This window comes from uncultured Roseobacter sp. (assembly GCF_947501835.1).
GTDB lineage: Bacteria > Pseudomonadota > Alphaproteobacteria > Rhodobacterales > Rhodobacteraceae > Roseobacter.
On sequence record NZ_CANMXR010000001.1, the window covers coordinates 34,913 to 53,667 of the forward strand.

Annotated in this window: 15 protein-coding genes and 1 riboswitch; of the genes, 4 read left to right on the forward strand and 11 right to left on the reverse strand. The window is 61.5% G+C overall.

What is annotated here, in order from left to right; all coding sequences use genetic code 11:
* Positions 1-103: 103 nt before the first annotated feature.
* The 5 genes from Q1A20_RS00175 to Q1A20_RS00195 form a co-directional block, all read right to left on the reverse strand.
* Positions 104-1,252 (reverse strand): acyl-CoA dehydrogenase family protein, encoded by a 1,149-nt coding sequence (locus tag Q1A20_RS00175; RefSeq protein WP_299405032.1) that lies wholly within the window; start codon positions 1,250-1,252, stop codon positions 104-106.
* Positions 1,253-1,347: 95 nt separating this feature from the next.
* Positions 1,348-3,588, reverse strand: coding sequence for a molybdopterin cofactor-binding domain-containing protein (locus Q1A20_RS00180; RefSeq protein ID WP_299405030.1), 2,241 nt, complete (start codon positions 3,586-3,588; stop codon positions 1,348-1,350).
* 101 nt (positions 3,589-3,689) lie between these two features.
* Complete coding sequence (locus Q1A20_RS00185; RefSeq protein WP_299405027.1) at positions 3,690-4,739, reverse strand: lipocalin-like domain-containing protein; 1,050 nt, start codon at positions 4,737-4,739, stop codon at positions 3,690-3,692.
* On the reverse strand, positions 4,729-7,113 hold the full coding sequence (locus tag Q1A20_RS00190; RefSeq protein ID WP_299915514.1) for an FtsX-like permease family protein: 2,385 nt from the start codon (positions 7,111-7,113) through the stop codon (positions 4,729-4,731). Before Q1A20_RS00190 ends, Q1A20_RS00185 begins: the two co-directional genes overlap by 11 nt.
* Entirely contained in the window at positions 7,110-7,787 is a 678-nt protein-coding gene (locus Q1A20_RS00195) for an ABC transporter ATP-binding protein (RefSeq protein ID WP_299405022.1), read from the reverse strand. Before Q1A20_RS00195 ends, Q1A20_RS00190 begins: the two co-directional genes overlap by 4 nt.
* A gap of 260 nt (positions 7,788-8,047) precedes the next feature.
* Here Q1A20_RS00195 and Q1A20_RS00200 point away from each other — a divergent pair, with 260 nt between their 5' ends.
* A complete protein-coding gene (locus Q1A20_RS00200) occupies positions 8,048-8,734 on the forward strand; it encodes a fumarylacetoacetate hydrolase family protein (RefSeq protein WP_299405020.1) in 687 nt (228 codons plus the stop codon).
* A 41-nt stretch (positions 8,735-8,775) separates the two neighbouring features.
* Positions 8,776-9,534, forward strand: coding sequence for a sulfite exporter TauE/SafE family protein (locus Q1A20_RS00205; protein ID WP_299405017.1), 759 nt, complete (start codon positions 8,776-8,778; stop codon positions 9,532-9,534).
* Here the strand turns inward: Q1A20_RS00205 and Q1A20_RS00210 are convergent.
* The 4 genes from Q1A20_RS00210 to Q1A20_RS00225 form a co-directional block, all read right to left on the reverse strand.
* Positions 9,531-10,376, reverse strand: coding sequence for an ABC transporter permease (locus Q1A20_RS00210; RefSeq protein ID WP_299405014.1), 846 nt, complete (start codon positions 10,374-10,376; stop codon positions 9,531-9,533). The genes Q1A20_RS00205 and Q1A20_RS00210 overlap by 4 nt on opposite strands.
* A 1-nt stretch (position 10,377) precedes the next feature.
* Positions 10,378-11,241, reverse strand: a complete 864-nt coding sequence (locus tag Q1A20_RS00215) for an ABC transporter permease (protein WP_299405010.1) — start codon at positions 11,239-11,241, stop codon at positions 10,378-10,380.
* Between the two features lies 1 nt (position 11,242).
* Positions 11,243-12,346 carry an ABC transporter ATP-binding protein gene (locus Q1A20_RS00220; RefSeq protein ID WP_299405007.1) on the reverse strand — a complete coding sequence of 368 codons (1,104 nt, stop codon included), beginning with the start codon at positions 12,344-12,346 and terminating at the stop codon, positions 11,243-11,245.
* 71 nt (positions 12,347-12,417) lie between these two features.
* Positions 12,418-13,479 carry an extracellular solute-binding protein gene (locus Q1A20_RS00225; RefSeq protein WP_299405005.1) on the reverse strand — a complete coding sequence of 354 codons (1,062 nt, stop codon included), beginning with the start codon at positions 13,477-13,479 and terminating at the stop codon, positions 12,418-12,420.
* A gap of 426 nt (positions 13,480-13,905) precedes the next feature.
* Here Q1A20_RS00225 and Q1A20_RS00230 point away from each other — a divergent pair, with 426 nt between their 5' ends.
* Positions 13,906-14,502 carry a hypothetical protein gene (locus Q1A20_RS00230; protein WP_299915516.1) on the forward strand — a complete coding sequence of 199 codons (597 nt, stop codon included), beginning with the start codon at positions 13,906-13,908 and terminating at the stop codon, positions 14,500-14,502.
* A gap of 235 nt (positions 14,503-14,737) precedes the next feature.
* Positions 14,738-17,011, forward strand: a complete 2,274-nt coding sequence (locus tag Q1A20_RS00235) for a mechanosensitive ion channel family protein (RefSeq protein ID WP_299915517.1) — start codon at positions 14,738-14,740, stop codon at positions 17,009-17,011.
* 13 nt (positions 17,012-17,024) lie between these two features.
* On the opposite strand, the gene cobF is transcribed toward Q1A20_RS00235, so the two are convergent.
* Together cobF and Q1A20_RS00245 are read right to left on the reverse strand one after the other, a co-directional pair.
* Positions 17,025-17,765, reverse strand: a complete 741-nt coding sequence (gene cobF / locus Q1A20_RS00240) for a precorrin-6A synthase (deacetylating) (RefSeq protein WP_299915518.1) — start codon at positions 17,763-17,765, stop codon at positions 17,025-17,027.
* A 65-nt stretch (positions 17,766-17,830) separates the two neighbouring features.
* The gene (locus Q1A20_RS00245) at positions 17,831-18,508 is read right to left on the reverse strand and encodes an energy-coupling factor ABC transporter permease (protein ID WP_299404995.1); all 678 of its coding nucleotides are present in this window, start codon (positions 18,506-18,508) and stop codon (positions 17,831-17,833) included.
* Between the two features lie 52 nt (positions 18,509-18,560).
* Positions 18,561-18,744, reverse strand: a riboswitch (cobalamin riboswitch).
* Positions 18,745-18,755 lie beyond the last annotated feature (11 nt).

Sequence of the window (18,755 nt, forward strand, 5' to 3'; positions counted from 1 at the left end):
TCCGTTTAACGGTTCTGCGCTCTCATGCACGGGTATCGCAAAGAGTTATGAAGCGATGCTTAATGGCACACCGATTTCATAAACCGCACCAGCACATGGACGATTAGGCGGCGTGATCTGCAATCAACTGGCGGGACACGATCATGCGCATGATTTCATTGGTGCCCTCCAGGATCTGGTGCACGCGCAGGTCACGGACGATCTTTTCGATGCCGTAATCCGCAAGATACCCGTATCCGCCGTGGATCTGCAGCGCGTCATTGGCCACGTCAAAGCAGACGTCGGTGACAAAAACCTTCGCCATGGCACAATATTTGGTCGCATCCACCGCGCTGTTGTCGAGCTTCCAGGCAGCCTGGCGCAAAAACACCCGTGCAGCCTGTAGCTTCACTTCCATGTCTGCCAGTTTGAACTGAAGCGATTGGAACTGATCGATGGATTTTCCAAAGGCCTTGCGGTCCGCGGCATAGCCAAGTGCGGCATCAAGCGCGGATTGCGCGCCCCCCAGTGCCGACGCCGCGATGTTCAGACGGCCCCCATCAAGACCCGCCATGGCATAGCTGAACCCGCGCCCTTCCTCACCGATGAGATTGTCGGCAGGCACCTTGCAGGCGTCGAATTGCACCTGTGCGGTGGGTTGCGCACGCCAGCCCATCTTGCTCTCCAGACCACCGTAGGAGAGCCCTTCGCTGCCCGCCTCGATCACCATCGCCGAAATCCCTTTAGGACCGTCGTCGCCCGTGCGCACCATGCTCAGGTAGGCATCCGAATACCCACCGCCGGAGATGAAGGCCTTGGTTCCGTCGAGCACATAGCCCTCATTGGTGCGGGTGGCGCGGGTGCGCAGGGCGGCGGCATCAGAACCGGATCCGGGCTCCGTCAGGCAGTAGGAAAAGATCTTCTCCATCGTGCAAAGCTGCGGCAACCAATGCGCCTTGCTGTCGCTTGAGCCGAATTTATCGATCATCCCGCCGCACATGTTGTGGATCGACAGGAAGGAGGCGACCGCAGGACAGGCCATCGACAGCGCCTCAAAGACCAGCGTCGCATCCAACCGGCTGAGCCCCGAACCGCCGTAGTCTTCGGACACGTAAATCCCGGCGAGACCCAGTTCTGCAACCTTGGGCCACAGTGCCTTGGGGATTGTCCCCTGCGCTTCCCAGTCGCGCGCAAAGGGCGCGATGTGCTCTTGTCCAAAGGCATATGCCATGTCGAAGATGGCGGATTGTTCTTCGGTGAGTGCAAAATCCAAGAGCTTACCCTTTCTGTCTGCCCCGCCCGTCCTGCGGAGATCCTGGCACGTCAAATACCATCAATCCGCACCCCTACAACAGCGCAGACCGGCCTTCAGATAAAATCGATATGACGGTTGAAGGGCATTTCCCGTATCCGCTGGCCGGTGGCGGCAAAGATTGCGTTGGCCAGGGCGGGGGCGGCCGGGGGCACCGGGGGTTCGCCAATGCCGCGGATTTTCTCCGCGTTTTCCAGCCCGCGCACATGGATTTCGGGTGCCTGATAGAGCCGCATGCCCTCAGCGTCATAGTAGTTCGACTGCTCAACCTGCCCGTCGGAGAAGGTAATTTCGGAGTTGATTGCGTGCCCAAGCCCCCAGATCACACCGCCCTGCACCTGGTTTTCGAAATTCACCGGGTCCACGATGCGGCCAACGTCCGCAGCGACATAAACATGATCGATCCTGAGGCCCTCCGCGGTCTGGGTGACTTCGATGACCTCAGCCACGGGCACGCCGAAGGAATTGACCAGCGCAACACCGCGCCCCTTGCCCGCAGACAATGCGCTGCCCCAGTTGGACATTTCCGCGACCGCCTCCAATACAGCCTTGGCCACCGGATCGTTGACCAGCCGCAACCGTTCGGCCATGGGATCGGCGCCAGCGGCATGGATCACCTCATCCAGCGCAGATTCGCCAAAAAACCCCGCCGTGGAGGCACCAACAGACCGCCACGAACTTGTCAGCGCCAGTTCCGGAGCGGCATAGGCCGCGACGCGAAAGTGCGGGATGGCGTAGGGGGCGTTCCAGGCGCCTGCGGCAATCTGCGTATCCGGCCCGGGCACCGGCAGTCCGACACGGCCCATCTGGCTGCGCACTGCGGAAGGTGTGGCAATCTCCAGATCGAGGGCTGTCACCTGCCCGTCTTGCACCGCACCTTTAGCCCGCGCCATGCCGATCTGGCGCGGATAATCCTGCGCGAAATCCTCTTCGCGGCTGAACATCAGTTTGACCGGCGTGCCCTTGAGCTGCATCGCAACTTCGGTGGCCCGGTCGATATTGTCGAATTCCAGCCTGTGGCCGAAACTGCCGCCCGCGAACTGGTTGTGAAACACCACCTGATCGGCTGCCAGCCCCGTCTGTTCCGCGACGCGCTGTTGCACGAAACGGGGCATCTGGTGCGACGCCCAGACATCGGCCTGTGTCTCTGTCACCCGCACCACCGCGCTCAATGGCTCCAAGGGCTGGTGCGCCACATAGGGTGCCCGATATTCGACGGTGACATCCGGTGTGTCGGTCACTGCCGAGGATGCATCGCCGTCATCGCGCCAGACCCGGTCCAATGCGTCAGGTGCAAAGGCCTGCGCAACAGCGGCCCAATGGTCGTCCTGTTCCGCAGGATAAGGCGCCGGCCCCCAGTCATAGTCAATCACCTCCAGCGCCTGCAGCGCGTACCAGGTGTTTTCCGCGATCACGGCGACACCATTGGCCAGCGGTACGATCTGCTGCACGCCGCGCATGGCCTCAGCGGCGCTGGCGTCAAAGCCGTTGAGCGCCCCGCCCTTGCGCGGATTGCAGCGCACCGCACCCAGCACCATGCCGTCGATCTTGAGGTCAATCCCGTAGGTTTGCTGGCCCGTCGATTTCGCGACGATATCCAACCGCCGCATCGGCTTGCCAATCAGCTGCCATGCGCTTGCATCGCGCAGCGCCACATCGGTCACCGGCTCCAGCGTCGCAGCCGTTGCAGCAAGGGCCGTGTAGGCAATCTCCGTACCATCGGGCAGGATCACCGCGGCCTGCGATGTCCGGAGTTCGTCGACCGGCACTCCCGTTTCGACCGCCGCGGCGGCTTTCAGCGTTTCGCGGGCGACCGCACCTGCCCTGCGCAGCTTGTCAAAACTATCGGGCACAGAGGTGGAGCCGCCGGTCACCTGTGTGCCCATGAGTTTGATCATCGCGCCCATCGCGCCGCGCATCGTTTCCGCCACCCTGCCGGTGTCCGTCGACATGAAGGGCACGGCCTCATCCGCCATCGCCGTGTTGTAATAGGCAGGATCCGGGCGTGCCTGTTCGATCTCGAACTGACCGAAGGCGATGTCCATCTCCTCGGCGATCAGAGCGGCCTGCATGGAGGCCGCCCCCTGCCCGACATCCACATGCTGGGCAATCAGGGTGATGCCCTGGGGTGTCACGCGCACAAATGGGTTAAAGCTGGCCGCATCGGGTGCCAGCCCCTTGGCCAGCGGGTTCGCGTGAGGGGTCATCACGCGGTAGGTGCCAAAGGCCACGCCGCCTGCGATGGCTGCGGCCCCGATCATCAGGCCCCGACGCGTCATGGTTCCAAGACGGCTCATCTGAAACTCCTCGTGGTTGGGGACAGAATACGCATGGCAGCGGCCCGCGAAAAGAGCACTGGCCCATCAAGGCGGCATAACCCAACGTCAGTCGCCCCTGCTCAATAGCCGGTCATTTCCAGATACCCGCGCCCCGCGTGGGTGCCTTTGATCCGCACCGGGCCTTCCCAATAGGGGATGGAGGTCGCCATCCAGGCCTGCGGGTTCAGCGCCTCAACCGTGACATCGACGTCTTTCTCCGGCAAGACAGCCTGCCAGCGGGTGGGCACCTGACGCCCTGCCACAGCGCTGGTGGTGAGCGGTTCTGCCGAAAACGCGCCGTCCGGAAACGGGGTCGTTGTGCCATCCGCGTCAATCCATGTGGCTGCCGTATAATCGCCCCCGTCACTGTCCCTCAGGGTGAAGCCCATCAGGCGGTCGCCCCCGTCGAAGGCCATTGAGAACCAATCCCAGCTGACCTGCGACGCGCCCAGCGGTTGCGAGGCCCACTCACGGTCCAGCCACGCCTGTCCGGTCACCTCGACCGGCCCATCGGGCAGCATCAAGGTGCCGGAAATCTCGAAAAAGGGCTGCGAATAGTAATAACTCGCCCGTCCCGAGGCGGATTTCTGGGAATACCCAGCTTCTCCGTGAAAGATCAAAGGCCCCTGCGCTTCGAGCTGCATGTCATAGGCGAAATCCGTGCCCGATGCGCGCAGGGTCATGACCTCCATCTCCGCACCCGCCATTTGCCAGTCATCAATCCAGGCCTCGAAGGGGTCCGCAATCACCCCGGCCTGCCCAATGCCGCCACGCGCGCGCCGCTCTGCCACGTAATGCGCCGTGGGTGTGGTCACTGCCGCATGCCCCAGCCAAAGCTGAGGGCTGTCCCAGCCGGGGCGTTCCCCCGGTTCCAGCGCGCTGCGGAACAGGGTCCATTGCAGGCCATAGTCGGTCCCCTCGGCATCCTTCAGGTTGGCGGTCAGATACCACCATTCAATGCGATAAGAGGGGTGCGCCCCATGATCGGCGGGGAATTCAAAAGCAGTGCCACGTTCAGGCAGATCGAACCCTTCCGCGTCACTGCCCAGGCCCGCAAAGCTTTGTGCGGCGACGATCGCAGCGCTCAGAAGCCACGCAATGGTGATTATGATCAAGGACTTACCGTTCATTGCTAAACACGCGCAACAATCGGTCCGGTGGGGTGCGGGCCAGTCGGATCGCGGGCCAGAGGGCGGCCAGCACAGCAGCCAGCAGCGTCAGCATCCCCAGCTTGAGGTATTCCCAGGGAAAAAGGAACATCGGCAACCGCCACCCGAAGGCCTCGACATTCACCACTGTCAGCAACACCCAGGCGAGCGCCAGACCCAGCGGGATGGCGAGCAGCCCCGTGGCCGCGGCCAGGCATACCGCGCGCAGCAACTCCAGCGTGGCCAGGTGACGGCGTGTCAGCCCCAGCGCCCAGACCGGCGCGAGCTGCGGCAACCGCAGGCTTGCCAGCGTCAGCAGGCTGATCAGGATGGCGAGCCCCGCCACCGAGAGCGTCAGCAGGTTCAGCGCTGCGGTCACCGAAAAGGTGCGCTCAAAGACGGACAGCGAGAAGGCCTTGAGATCCGCCTGATTGATCAGCGCATCTTCGGCAAGATCGAACCGTTGCCGCAGATCTGTTGCCAGTGCGCTTGGGTCCTGCGTGCGCAACCCAAATCGTTGGGCCCGCTTTTGCGGGTAGCGTTGTGCAAACTGCGGCTCTGAGATCACGACCTGCCCGGCTGAATTGCCATAATCGCTGTAGACGCCCAGGATCAGATCACCGGTCTCCAGATGGTCGCCCGGGGCGAGATCGTTGCGTCTCGCCAATTGCTCATTGATCAACGCCCCCTCGCTTGCGGCCAGCCGGTCCCAGGCCGCTGGCAGGGCCGCGAGCACGGGCCAGTTTTCCCGGTAGGTCGCGTGGTTGCGTACGCCGTAGATCTCGGCAGGGAGCCCGCCAATCCGCAGATCTTCGGAAAGGATCGGCAGCACCGTCACGCCCTTGTCCTCAAGATAGGAGGTAATGGCGGCGGCCTGCGCCGGGGTTCTGGTATTGAGGTAAAGCTCGGATGCAAGGCGCTGGTCCAGATAGCCGGTGAAGGTCAGCCTGAAGCTCGATACCATCGTGGAGACGCCAATGTTCGCGGCCATCGCCAGCAGGAGCGCCATCAGCGCCATGGAGAGGCCCGGCAATTGCTGACGGCTGTCCGCCCAGAACCATGCGGCCAACGCGCCCTGATGCAGGTGGCCTGCCAGGTTCAGCGCCCCACCGAGCAGCAAGGGCAACAAAAACGCCGCCCCGATCAGCAAGCAGGCCAGCAGCGCAAACCCGGCAAACAGCCCCTGCCCCCACACCGCGAGCGCCAGCCCGGCCACCAGCAGGACACAGGCCAGCAGCGCCAGCCACCGCGCACTTGCGGCGGCATGCATGCTCATGGCGCGGGGGTGGTTGAAGGACAGCAACGGCAGGCGCGCGAGCTTGATCAGGGCCGCGGTTGCCGCAACACCCGTACCTGCCAGGGCCATGCCGAGGCCGGACAGCCACCATGCCGGGCGCAATTGCAATTGACCGGTGATTTCCGCCCCGTAGAGGCCGCGCAGCGTGGCCGCAACATCCGGCAAAAGGGCCGCGGCAATGAGATACCCCAGCGCCACGCCCACCGCTCCGGCCACCAATGCGAAGACGCCAAGTTCCAGCGCGAGGAGCGCCATCAGGGTGCGCAGCGGCACCCCGAGGGCCCGCAGCGTTCGGAACACGGCGCGGCGCTGTTCGAACGCCAGCCCCACCGCGCCATAGACAATGAAAATCCCGACCGCGAAGGAGAGCAGACCAAAGGCGGTCAGATTGAGGTGAAAGCTCTCCGTCAACCGCGCGACGTCATTCTGGGGCGCGGGCTGGGATATCTCATAGCGGTCCGGCAAAGGGGACAGGCCCAGCGGCTGTGCGGCATCCACAATCAGCCGGGTGATCTGATCCGGGGTGTTCAGCAAACGTTGCGCGGTGGCGATATCTGTGAGCGCAGTGCCCTGAGCGCGGGTGTCATCGACCCTGACCGCCACGGGCATCCCATCAAAGAGCGCTGCGTCCTCGGGATGTGCAACCACCGTTTCAGCGCTGTCAAAGAGATCGGTCTGCGCAAAACCACTTGCTGCTGGGGCTTCGTCGCGGGGGGCAGTTTGCGGCAGTGTCAGAGGTTCCAGCCCGATCAGGCGCAGCGACTGACCATTGAGGCGCAACTGCCCCTCCAGCACCGGGCTCACCTGCCAGCCCGCTCGGCGCAGCGCCACATATTCCGCTGTGCTCAGCACCGCCCCGTCAGTACGGCGCATCTGGCGCAGCCCGCTGCCCGTCACCACATCCGCCGCCGTGTCATAGCTGGCGCGCGCCTCGGCGTTGATCGCCTGCACCCCGGACCATAGGGCGGTGGCCAGAGCGAGCCCCGCGATCAGGGTGGTCAGTTGCCAGGGATTGGCGCGCCAATGCGACAACAAGGCGGTGAGGCCCAGCCAGGTCATGCGGAGGCCGCGGACATCTCGGTGCCGCGCACAGAACCGCGCGACAGGGTCAGGCGCCGCTGCATGCGCGCGGCCTGTCTGGGGGAATGGGTGACCATCAGGATGGCCGTTTCGGTTTCAGCAGCACTTTCCAACATCAACCCCAACACCGCGTCCGCCGTCGCTTCATCCAGATTGCCCGTGGGCTCATCCGCCAACAGCAGTTTTGGACGGGCCGCGAGGGAGCGCGCAATCGCAACGCGCTGCTGCTGTCCCCCGGACAGGGCCTCGGGGTATTTCGACAGATGGTCCTGCAATCCGATCTTTTCCGACAGATGCGCCGCCAGCTGAGGGTCATGGCGACCGGCCAGCCGCGCGAGAAAGGCGATATTGCTTTCCACCGTCAGGCTCGGGATCAGGTTGAACTGCTGAAAGATCAGCCCCACGGAATCGCGACGCATCTGCGCGGTTTGGACGTCAGAAAAGCGCGTGATATCAACGCCGTCCACTTCGATCTTGCCACCGCTTACGGCATCGAGCCCGGCCACCAGATGCAAAAGCGTGCTTTTGCCACTGCCGGATTCGCCTTCCAGCGCCAGTGTCTCGCCGCGCGACATGGCAAAGGAGACATCCTGCAGCACCGCGACGGCGTCCGCGCCGTAGTGCTTTGCCAGATTTGAAATCTTCAATACCATGAGTTGCCCTGTACCGATGTCCCTAAAAGACATGGCGCATTTTTACGGATGCGCAAGACAAACCGACACCGCTGGCTGCGGCCTTTTCGCCGGTTGCTTGGCTTGACACCTACAACCAAGCCTGGCCGGGATTGGTTTTGCAGCTCATCCCGCGCCATTCTTGTGGTGAAGCCACGGAAAACAGACCGGCAGGCCCGCGATTGTGATCACCGTCAAACGGTATATGGTGCGCCCGAACGCTCACCACCTCAGGTCTCAATATGCCATCTTATGCCATTGAAACACCGCCCGTTGTTGCCTTGCCGATTGCCGATACAGACGCGCTTTTCCCGGTGCGCCGGGTCTATTGTATCGGTCGCAACTACGCGGCCCATGCGATTGAAATGGGGCATGACCCGGACCGCGAAGCGCCGTTCTTCTTTCAGAAGAACCCCGACAATCTCGACCCCAGCGGCACCTTCCCCTACCCGCCGAAAACCGCGGATGTGCACCATGAGGCTGAGCTTTCGGTCATGCTGCGGTCGGGCGGGATCAATATCGCGGTGGCGGATGCGCTGGAGCACGTCTTCGGCTACGCGCTGTCGCTCGACATGACCCGCAGGGATCTGCAGGGCGAGATGAAAAAGGCCGGGCGTCCCTGGGAGATCGGCAAGGCCTTTGAGCGCTCCGCCCCGGTGGGCCCGATCCATCCCGCGTCTCAGGTGGGGCATCTCGATGAGGGGGCCGTTACGCTGAAGGTCAACGGCGATCTGCGGCAGGCGGGTGACCTGAACCAGCTGATCTGGAAAGTCCCGGAAATGATTGCCTATCTGTCGGAATATTTCGAACTGGCGGCCGGCGATGTGATCATGTCGGGCACGCCCGCCGGCGTTGGCCCCGTCGTCAGAGGCGACGTGATCGAGGTGGCGATTGACGGGCTGGGCAGCATGACCGTCACCGTTGTCTGATGCTCCGGCGGGCCCGTCATGCGACCGCGTAGCATGAAGCAATGACCGCCGATCTCATCCACGCCGGGCTCGGATGGCCCACTGCAACTCTCCTGATCGCTGTGAGCTTTCTGGGCTCCTTCATCACGGCGGCCTTTGGCATCGGCGGCGGCGCGGTTGTGCTGGCTGCCCTTGCTACGCTCTTGCCCGCCGTGGCCGTCATTCCGGTGCACGGTCTGGTCCAGGTGGGCTCCAACGCTGGGCGCACCTATCTGTTTCGCCGGGAGATATACCGCTCCGCTGTCGGGCCGTTTCTGATCGGGTCGCTGATCGGCATTGCCCTGGGCAGCGCCTTTGTCGTGCAACTGGATGCGGGCACGCTGCAGATCACGCTGGGCGCGTTTATCCTGTGGAGCGTGGTGTCCCGCCCCCCGGCTTTCCTGCGCAAATCCGCCGCGCTGACGGGCGCTATCTCCAGCTTTCTGACCATGTTCGTGGGGGCCACCGGCCCCTTTGTCGCCACCTATCTGAAATCGATTGAATTGAACCGGGTGCAGCACGTGGCCACCCATGCAACGTTCATGACCCTTCAGCATCTGCTGAAAACCGCTGCCTTTGGGCTGCTGGGCTTTGCCTTTGCGCAGTGGGCCGGGCTGATCGTTCTGCTGATCCTCTCGGGCTTTATGGGCACCATGGTCGGGCGGCGGGTGCTGTTTCGCATGAATGAGGCGTGGTTCAAACTGGTGCTGAATGGCATCCTGACCATTCTGGCCCTGCGGTTGATCTATGCAGGTGGTATGGATCTTTGGGGAGACCGTTAGCGTTTCAGCACCAGAGACAAGAGGCCGAGAAGGGCCGAGACGATGATCAGGAGCAGTGAGACCGCGTTCAGCACCGGCGTCGATCCGAGCTTGAGCCGGTCGAACATTGTTACCGTCAAGGGCGCATCCGATCCCACCAGCATCAGCGTGGTGTTGAAGTTCTCGAAACTCATCAGCACGGCCACCACGGCGGCCGCCAGCATCGCCGGGAAGAGAAATGGCAGGGTGACCTGACGGATCGCCCCCCATTTCGTGGCGCCGAGATTGAGCGCCGCCTCTTCGAGGCTGGTATCGAACTTTTGCAGACGGGCCGAAATCACCAGTGTGGCAAAGGTGGTGATGAAGGAAAACTGCCCCAGGATCACCAGAAGCAAGCCCGGGCGCAGGCCGTCGAACCAGAGCCCCGTGGCCTCCTCCAGCGCGTTGGCGATGGAGCTGCTGAAGACCAGAATGGAGATGCCCAGGATGATGCCCGGGATGATCAGCGGCAACAGCATCAGGATATAGAGGAAATTCTTGCCTGCGAAATCATGGCGCACAAAGAGGAAGGCATTGCAGGTGCCCACGATCACCGAGAGGCCCGAGACCCAGAAAGCAACGATGCCGGAGGTGACGATGGCGCGCAGAATGGGGCGTTCGTGAAAGACTCCGATGCGGGGCGCTTCGGTGCCGAAAAACCAGTCCCATGTGAAGCCGTCCCACGGCAGCGAGGGAAAGACGCTGTCGTTGAAGGCAAAGACACAGACCGTGACCAGCGGCAGCGCGAGGTAGAGGAAAAACAGGGTGACATAAAGCCGGTAGGACCACTTAAACGGGGCCGATTGCGGGATGGTTGTGATCATCTCAGCGCCCCATCGTCTTGCCCAGCGACTGCCCCGAGAGCTTCAGCGCCAGAAACACGATCAGCGAGGATAGCCCCAGCAGCAAAAAGCCAAAGGCGGAGCCAAGCTCCCAGTTAAACCGCGTGATGAACTGGTTGTAGATCAGCCCGGTGAACCACAGGCTGTCCTTGCCACCGAGCAGGATCGGCGTGAGATAATTGCCAAGGCTCAGCATGAAGACCACGATGCAGCCCGACACGATCCCCGGCATGGCGTGCGGGATGACGATCTCGCGCAGGATCGACCAATTGGTGCCGCCCAGGTCATAGCCCGCCTCGATCAGGCTGTCATCGAGGCTGTCGAGCGTGGTGACAAGCGGCACGACCATGAAAAGCATCGAGGTATAGACCAGCCCGGTCATGATCGCCGCGTCATTGTAAAGGAACTCCACCGGCCCGCTGACCACGCCGAGATATTGCAGGAACGACGACACCACCCCGGTCTCGCGCAGCAGGATCATCCAGCCAAAGGTGCGCACCAGCTCGCTGACCCAGAACGGGATGAGGCACATCAGAAAGAGCGTGGTCTTGGTGCGCCCGCGGGTCAGTTTCGCGATGTAATAGGCCACAGGAAAGCCGATCAGCAGCGTCAGCGCCGTGGCCGCAATCGACATATAGGCGGTGCGGGCAAAGGTGTTCCAATAGAGCGGTTCGTTGAAGAACACGGCGTAATTGGCAAAGCTGGTTTCATATTCGCGAATGCCGGTCTTTTCCCGCAGAGACACCAGAAACATGCCGACATGCGGCAGCACGATCAGGGTGATCAGCCAGATCAGCAAAGGGGCCAGCAGCAGGATGAACCCCAGTTTGGATTTGTCCGACGTCATCTCAGGCGCCCTGCCGATAGCATCGGGTCTGATCCGCTTCCCAGCCGAAATGGATCTGATCCCCTTTTGTCAGGTCGCGGAATTCGGCGGTTTGCGGCAGGGCCACGTTCAGCTCGCTGCCCGTGTGCGCATCGCGCAGGATCAGGTGACTGTTGGCCCCGTTGAAAAGCACGCTTTCCACCTGCCCGGCGCCGGTATTGGCCATTTGGTCCATATCCGCGCCCTTACGTGACAACCGGATCGCTTCGGGGCGCACGAATACCTGCACTGTGTCGCCCTGACCAAGCCCATCGCCGGTGTCTACGCCGCGCAGGTGAACGCCGTCGCGGGTGACCAGATTCAAGGCGTTTGCTGCCGCTGCCTCGACCTTGGCACTGTATTTGTTCGCCTCACCGACGAACCCAGCCACAAATGCGGTCTCGGGCTGGTAATAGAGGTCCTTGGCCGTGCCGATCTGCTCAAAAGCCCCCTTGTTCATCACCGCGATCTGATCGCTCATCACCAGCGCTTCGGACTGGTCGTGGGTGATGTAGACAAAGGTGGTGTTGAATTCGGATTGCAGCTTCTTCAGCTCCACCTTCATATGCTCGCGCAGTTTCAGGTCGAGCGCGCCCAGCGGCTCATCCAGCAGCAGAACGCTGGGTTCCAGCACCATGCAGCGCGCGATAGCCACGCGCTGTTTCTGCCCGCCGGAGAGCGATGAGACGGATCGTTCCGCCACACCGCCCAAACCAACCCGTTCCAGCACCCGCTCCACCTGTGCCTTGATGTCGGTCTTGTTGACCCCAAGCTGGCGCAGGCCAAAGCCCACATTGGCCCCGATGTTCATCATCGGGAACAGGGCGAGGTGTTGAAACACCATCGACACCGGGCGTTTGTTGGGCGGCACCTCCAGCACCGATTTGCCCTTGATCAGCAGATCACCCCCGGTCGGGTTCTGAAAACCTGCGATCATGCGCAAGAGCGTGGTCTTGCCACAGCCCGAGGGGCCCAGAATGGAGAAGAATGTGCCCTTGGGAACGCTGAAGCTTACATCCTGAACCGCTTGAAAATCATCATAACTTTTGGAAACAGCGCGGCATTCGAGGTCGGGGATGTCGGACATTATGGGTCAGGCTTTCGCGAAAAAGATGGAGCGCGGTATCCGCGCTCCACAGGTCGTATCTTCGAAACGGGTTACTTGGCCGCGTTGATGCGATCCAATGTGGCCCCTTCCAGCGCTTCCAACCCGGGCGGCACCGCAGGGTACCACTTGATGTTGTTGAGCGCTTCCGGGGTGAAGCTTGCCTGATACTTTTCCTTCAGCGCAGCATCGACACCGGCATCACCCCCCTGCGAGGCGGTGAAATTGCCTGCCGTATTGGTAATCATCGCCGCAATATCGGGGCGCATGACAAAGTTGATCCAGGCATAGGCGGCGTCATCCGCGCGACCCCGCGAGGGAATGGCGAAGGTGTCGATCCACCCCAGCGCCCCAGCCTTGGGCGCCACAAAGGTGATGTCCTTGTTGTCGTCGTTCAGCTGCCAGCCGCCGGTGTCCCAAGCCATAGAGGCCGTGACCTCACCCGAGCGCAGCAGGTTTTTGATCTCGTCGCCACCGTCCCAATAAGTTTTCACATTGGCCTTACAATCGATCAGTTTGGCTTCGACCTGATCTAATACCTCCTGATAGGCATCCGGGTCAGCATAAGCGGCAAAGGGATCGAGCCCCATGGAGAAGGCAAAACCAATGAGCGTCGGGCGTTTCAGACGGTACGACACCTTGCCCGCAACATCGGCACCGCAGAGATCCGTATAATCCTGCACGCCCGCCGCTTCGGCTGTATTCACCACCAGACCGCTGGTGCCCCAGACATGCGGCACGCCGTATACGTCCCCCTCCAGCGTGGTGTAGATCTTGGTGGCTTCCAACATCGACGGGATAAAGAGGTTCTTGTCGATCTTGGACATGTCAATTGGCTTGTAGATGCCAAACTCGGCCTGCGCCCCGGCGATCCGGTCCTGGCTCGGCTGCGCCAGATCAAAGCCGCCGCCATTGGTGGCGCGCAGCTTGGCAATCATCTCTTCGTTGTTGGATTTCGTGACTTCGACGGTGTGACCGGTTTCCGCCTCGAACTTGGCAATCACCTCTTCAGGCGCGTAGCCGCCCCAGGTCAGCAGCCGCAATGTATCGGCATGCACCGCCACGGACGACAGCATCATCGCTGCAGCGGTTGAAAGCATCAAAGTTGTTTTCATGGTCTTCTCCTTTAAATTCGAAATCGCTTTTATGTCGGCTATTGGGGTATCTGCACGTCGATCCTGGCACCCCCCAAGTCCTGCGGCAGTTTCGGTACCTGTCTGATGTGTGATCCCCCCGGAACATCGGCGACGCAAGCCGCGGATACGTATCAGCTTTTGCATGAGCATAGGCGCTAACTGCGCAGTCTCACAACCGAATTCGCTCAACATAACGACATGGTAAATGTCACGCGCGTGGGCAATGTGCCGGGCTTGGCACAAATTACCGTGTCATCCCTGCCCTATTTTCCCCTTTCATACGGTGACACGCCAAGGCGAAATGCGGACGACAAAGATGATGCCAACCGGTAGGGTCGGGTTTGATCAGCACAGACGCCAACACGGGACGATTTACGCTGATGTGGACGATGAGGGAGTGGCTAGATGAAATCTGCGCGCATTTGGGCCGCGATGCTGATGAGCGTTCTTCTACAGCCCGCCAACGCGCAATCCCTCTCCGGTTTTGGCGAGACAGCGGAATTGCCAGCGCATCGCACGCTGATTGCCCATCGTGCGGAGGCCAAACTGGCCGCCTTTGTCAGCGATGGCTGCAGCGGCGGGATGTCGGATATCTGGACGGCCACTGCGGCGCAATTCCCGGCCTGGGCCGAAAATCAGGGCGAAAAGCCACCCTGGGAGGCCTGCTGCGTGGCCCACGACCGGCTCTATCATTCCGCGAATGGCGCAACAGAGGCCGGGCAGAGCTATGATGCGCGCCTGAGGGCAGATGAAGAACTGCGTGCCTGCGTCTTGTCACAAGGCGCGCAGGACCGCGACACCCTGGCGGTGCGCTATGGTCTAAGCGTGGAGACGATTGACTACACCTACAAGGGGATCGCTCAGGGGATGTACCTGGCGGTTCGGTTGGGCGGCGGCCCCTGCTCTGGCCTACCCTGGCGCTGGGGCTATGGCTTTCCCGACTGCTCGATCCTGCGTCATCTCCGGCCAAATGATCCCGCTGAGACCGCAACATCCAAATAAGCCAATCGCAATGCCCCGCCAAACCCGGCTGGCGATCAACCTGAGCGAGAGAAAACTTGTGTATTTTTAAAAACGTCGTAAGGCTCTGATTTGAAAGAGGGCCCGTGCCGTATTTTCTCTGGCCCCTGCAAACGACACCATTGAACCACTTCTGCATTGGCACTTTACACCCAGTGCACTGAAAACCGACCATAAAACGCTTTCAAAGTGAAAAGATTACACCGGGGACATGACCATGAGACACGCAATCGCACTTCTACTTACCCTGTTGACCAGCTGTCTTGTTGCGACAACCGTGCAGGCTCAGGTTGCATTGCCCACGTCCTCATCGGCCGCAGAAACCGCGGAGCCGGTAGAACTCACCAGCCCCGAAGCCGTGCGGGAAATGGTGGCGCAGATGTCGGATGATCAGGTGCGACAGATGCTGTTGGAGCGGCTCGACGCGGTTGCGCAGACAGAAGCTGCGGAGAACGCGGCACAGTTGACCTTCAGTGAACGGCTGACCGACACCTGGGAGGCATTTTACACGCCGGTTCTGGATGCGGTCGGTTTGCTGCCCACGCTCTTTGTCAAACAGGGCGAGGCTTTCTCGAATTTTGCCACGGCGTTTGGCATCACCGGGATTTTCACGCTGATCGGCCTGACGCTGATTGCACTGGCGGCAGGCTATGCTGCGGAACGCGTGGTGCTGGCCATCTGCAAACGGCGCGACCAGGGGCTGGGGACGCCCGACAGTGCGTCGCTGCGCAGTACACTGGGGTTTCTGGTGCGCAGGCTTTGGCGCGAAGTTCTGGGTCTTGTCGTGTTCTACGTCGTCACCCGCACGGTCGGGCAATTCCTGCTGACGCTGGATCAGATCGCGATTGCCGCGCCAGCCGTGCTCAACATGATCATGATCCCGCGCTTTGCCGCTGCCCTCTCGCGCTTTGCGCTGGCCCCGAAGCAACCCGATTATCGCTTGGTCAGCATCGACGATGCCTGGGCGGCCTTCTTCCACCGTCACTTTGTGACACTGGCGCTGGTGGTGGGTTTCGGCTTTTTCCTGATGGGGTTCAATATCCGGTTTGGCGTGCCACTGTCAGAGACCCGGATCGGTTTCTGGTTTAGCCTCGCCCTGCACCTCTACATCATCGCCATCGCCTGGTACGGCAAGGAAGGGCTGACAAAGATGATGCTGGGCACCGACCCGGACCGCACCGCGTTTGATGCGCAGGTGGCCCATGCCTATCCGATCTTCGCCATCTGTGCCTCGGCGGTCACCTGGATCATCGCGAATATCGTCGCGGGCTATGGGTATTTCGGCCTGCTCATCACCGCGCCACACCTCAAAACCATGTTCTGGCTGCTAATGACACCGCTGATCGACACCGCGATCCGCGGTCTGGTGCGGCATTTGCAGCCCCCGATGATTGGCGAAGGACCGATTGCGGAACAGGCCTATAAGTCCAACAAACGCAGCCTGATCCGCATCGGCCGGGTGCTGGCGCTGGGGTCCATCGTGCTGATCATCGCCAATGCGTGGAACATCAACCTCTCCGATGTCGGCGCGTCCGACGGCGGCTCGGCAATTGCGGGCAATATCATCGAATTCATCGTGGTCGCGGCCTTTGGCTATGTCGTCTACGAATTGGTCTCCTTGTGGATCAATCGCCGCCTGACACGTGAAATCACCTCCGAAGTCACCTCGGATCAGGAAGCCGGCGAAGGCGGCGGTGCCGGTGGGTCACGTCTGGCCACGGTGCTGCCGCTGGTGCTGATGGCCGCACAGGCGGCGATTGCGACGATCTTTGGCCTGCTGGCGGTGGGCAGTCTGGGCATCGACATCACGCCGCTGCTTGCCGGGGCCGGCATTCTGGGGCTGGCCATCGGGTTCGGCGCGCAGAAGCTGGTCACCGACATCGTCTCGGGCATCTTCTTTCTGGTGGATGATGCGTTCCGGGTGGGTGAATATGTCGATGTCGGCGGCACCATGGGGTCGGTGGAAAAAATCTCCATCCGCTCGATGCAGCTGCGCCATCACCGCGGCAATGTGCACACCATTCCCTATGGCAGCGTCGAAAAGGTCACCAATTTCAGCCGCGACTGGGTGATCATGAAACTGATGTTCACCGTGCCCTTCGATACCGATCCCAACCGGGTCAAAAAGATCTTCAAGAAGATCGGCGCGGAGATGCTGGAAGACCCGCTGTTCAAGGATGATTTCCTGGAGCCCTTCAAAAGCCAGGGCGTGTTCCAGTTTGATGATGTGGGCATCGTGATGCGCGGTAAATTCATGGCCAAGCCGGGCACGCAATTCACCATCCGCAAGGAAATCTACAACCGTGTGCGCAATGAGTTCAAAGCCAATGGGATCGAATTTGCGCGGCGTGAGGTGCGGGTCGAAATCCCGGGCATGGAAGATATTGAAAGCCTTGAAGAGAATGAAAAAGCCGCAGTTCAAGCGGCGGCGTCAAGTGCGGTGGACCAGCATATCGCGGAACAACAGGCTGCGGCGGCCGCAAAGAAGTAGCGGCGCAACGGGTTCAGTCGCAGGTGCTGAGCAAATAGGTATCCATGATCCAGCCGTGACGCGCGCGTGCCTCGGCCCGCATCGCCACGATGCGTGCCGCCACATCAACGAGCTTGCCGCGATCCAGGATTTGCTCCGGCATGCCCAGATAGGCGCCCCACCAGATGTGCAGATCGCTGCGGTCCAGCGTTTGGAAACTGGCCTCGCCGTCCAGCATCACCACCACCCGCTCTGCACCCTCCGGCCAGCCGTGGTCGCGCAGACGCCGCCCGGTGGTGATCAGAACGGGGCCGTTCACCGTATTGAGCGGCAGCGCATGGGCGGCGGTCAGCGCCTGAACGGCGGTGATGCCCGGCACCACGCGGATATCGGGTTTGGGATCCAATCGCTGCGCAATGCGGATGGTGCTGTCGTAGAGCGAGGGATCGCCCCAGACCAGCAGCGCCACCGGCCCTTTGATGTTGGTTCCTGCCACAGCGGCCTGCCAGCGCCGGGCGATCTGGTCGTGCCAGCGCGCCACACGTTCTGCATAAGGCAGGTCCGGGTCCCGCACCGGGTAGTCAAAGGGAATGATCTCGGCCTGCGACCCGCTGACGTCGATGATCCGGTGCCGTAGGGTTGCCAGATCGTCTTTACCCGCGCCCTTGTGCGGCACCAGAATGACCGCCGCGTCGCGCAGGGCCGCCATCCCTTGCCCGGTCATATGATCGGGGGATCCGGTGCCGATCCCGATAAGCCAGAGCGTGTCGATCACTGTGCAACCCTCACAAAAAACCCCGGACCCCACGGAGGGATCCGGGACGGTTGTCTAGCAGCGGTTTACGCCGCGTTGAAGAGGCGCTGGGTAAAGAGACCTGTGGCCTTGTTCGCGCGCATGGCCTTGGCGCTGGCCAGCACAGCAAGGTCGGCAATCGGTTCGATGATCACAACCAGCATATAGGCCGCCCCGAAGGTCAGGACCGACTGGAACGTCTCGGCGCCGACACCTTGACCATAGAAGGCCCAGAATGCGACCCAGGCGACAACACCGCCCTGATACATCGCGGACAGTTTGAAGACGTCTGCATAGGCCAGATCAACATAGGCTTTATGCTCGGGAATGAACCTCTGCGCCAGCGCCGAGATCGCAAAGAGCGGTACAAGCAAGGTGGTCACATTCACAAAGAACATCGGCAGATCGCTGGGCGCGAAGAAGGTGCCCTGAACCAGCAGACCGAGGGCAAGCCCCAGCGCGGCAGGTGCCGCGCCCATCAGCAAAAACAGCGTGGTGCCCAGAATGAAGTGCACTTCAGAGACGCCCACGGGGAAATGCGGCAGCACCTCAAAGAAGATGAACGTTCCGATGGTCGCCAGCGCCGTGCGCACGGCAAAGGATCCGACGGAGTGGTCCTTGAGATCCTTCAGCGCGAGCTTGGCGGTATAGCCCGCCGCACCCGCTGCGGTGGCATAGGCGAAGGCCATTTTGGCACCATCTACGATCCCGGGTTCGATATGCATGTTTTTGTCCTTTCTGTGCTGCCCCTCCGGCAGCGTCTGATCCGTTTGCAAACGGGTTATGGGTTGGGACGGCAGGTCTCCTGACTTGCGGGTCACGGCGCGCGGGTCCTTCCCGGCCTTGCGGCCAGTGGGTCTTTCCGTTGCGCTCGCCGCTTACAGTTGCGGGGGCAGTTCGGGCCTTTCACCCAATTCCCTTTTCAGCCACAGAATGTGGCACCGTATTTCTAGTCCTATCGCTGATGCTCCG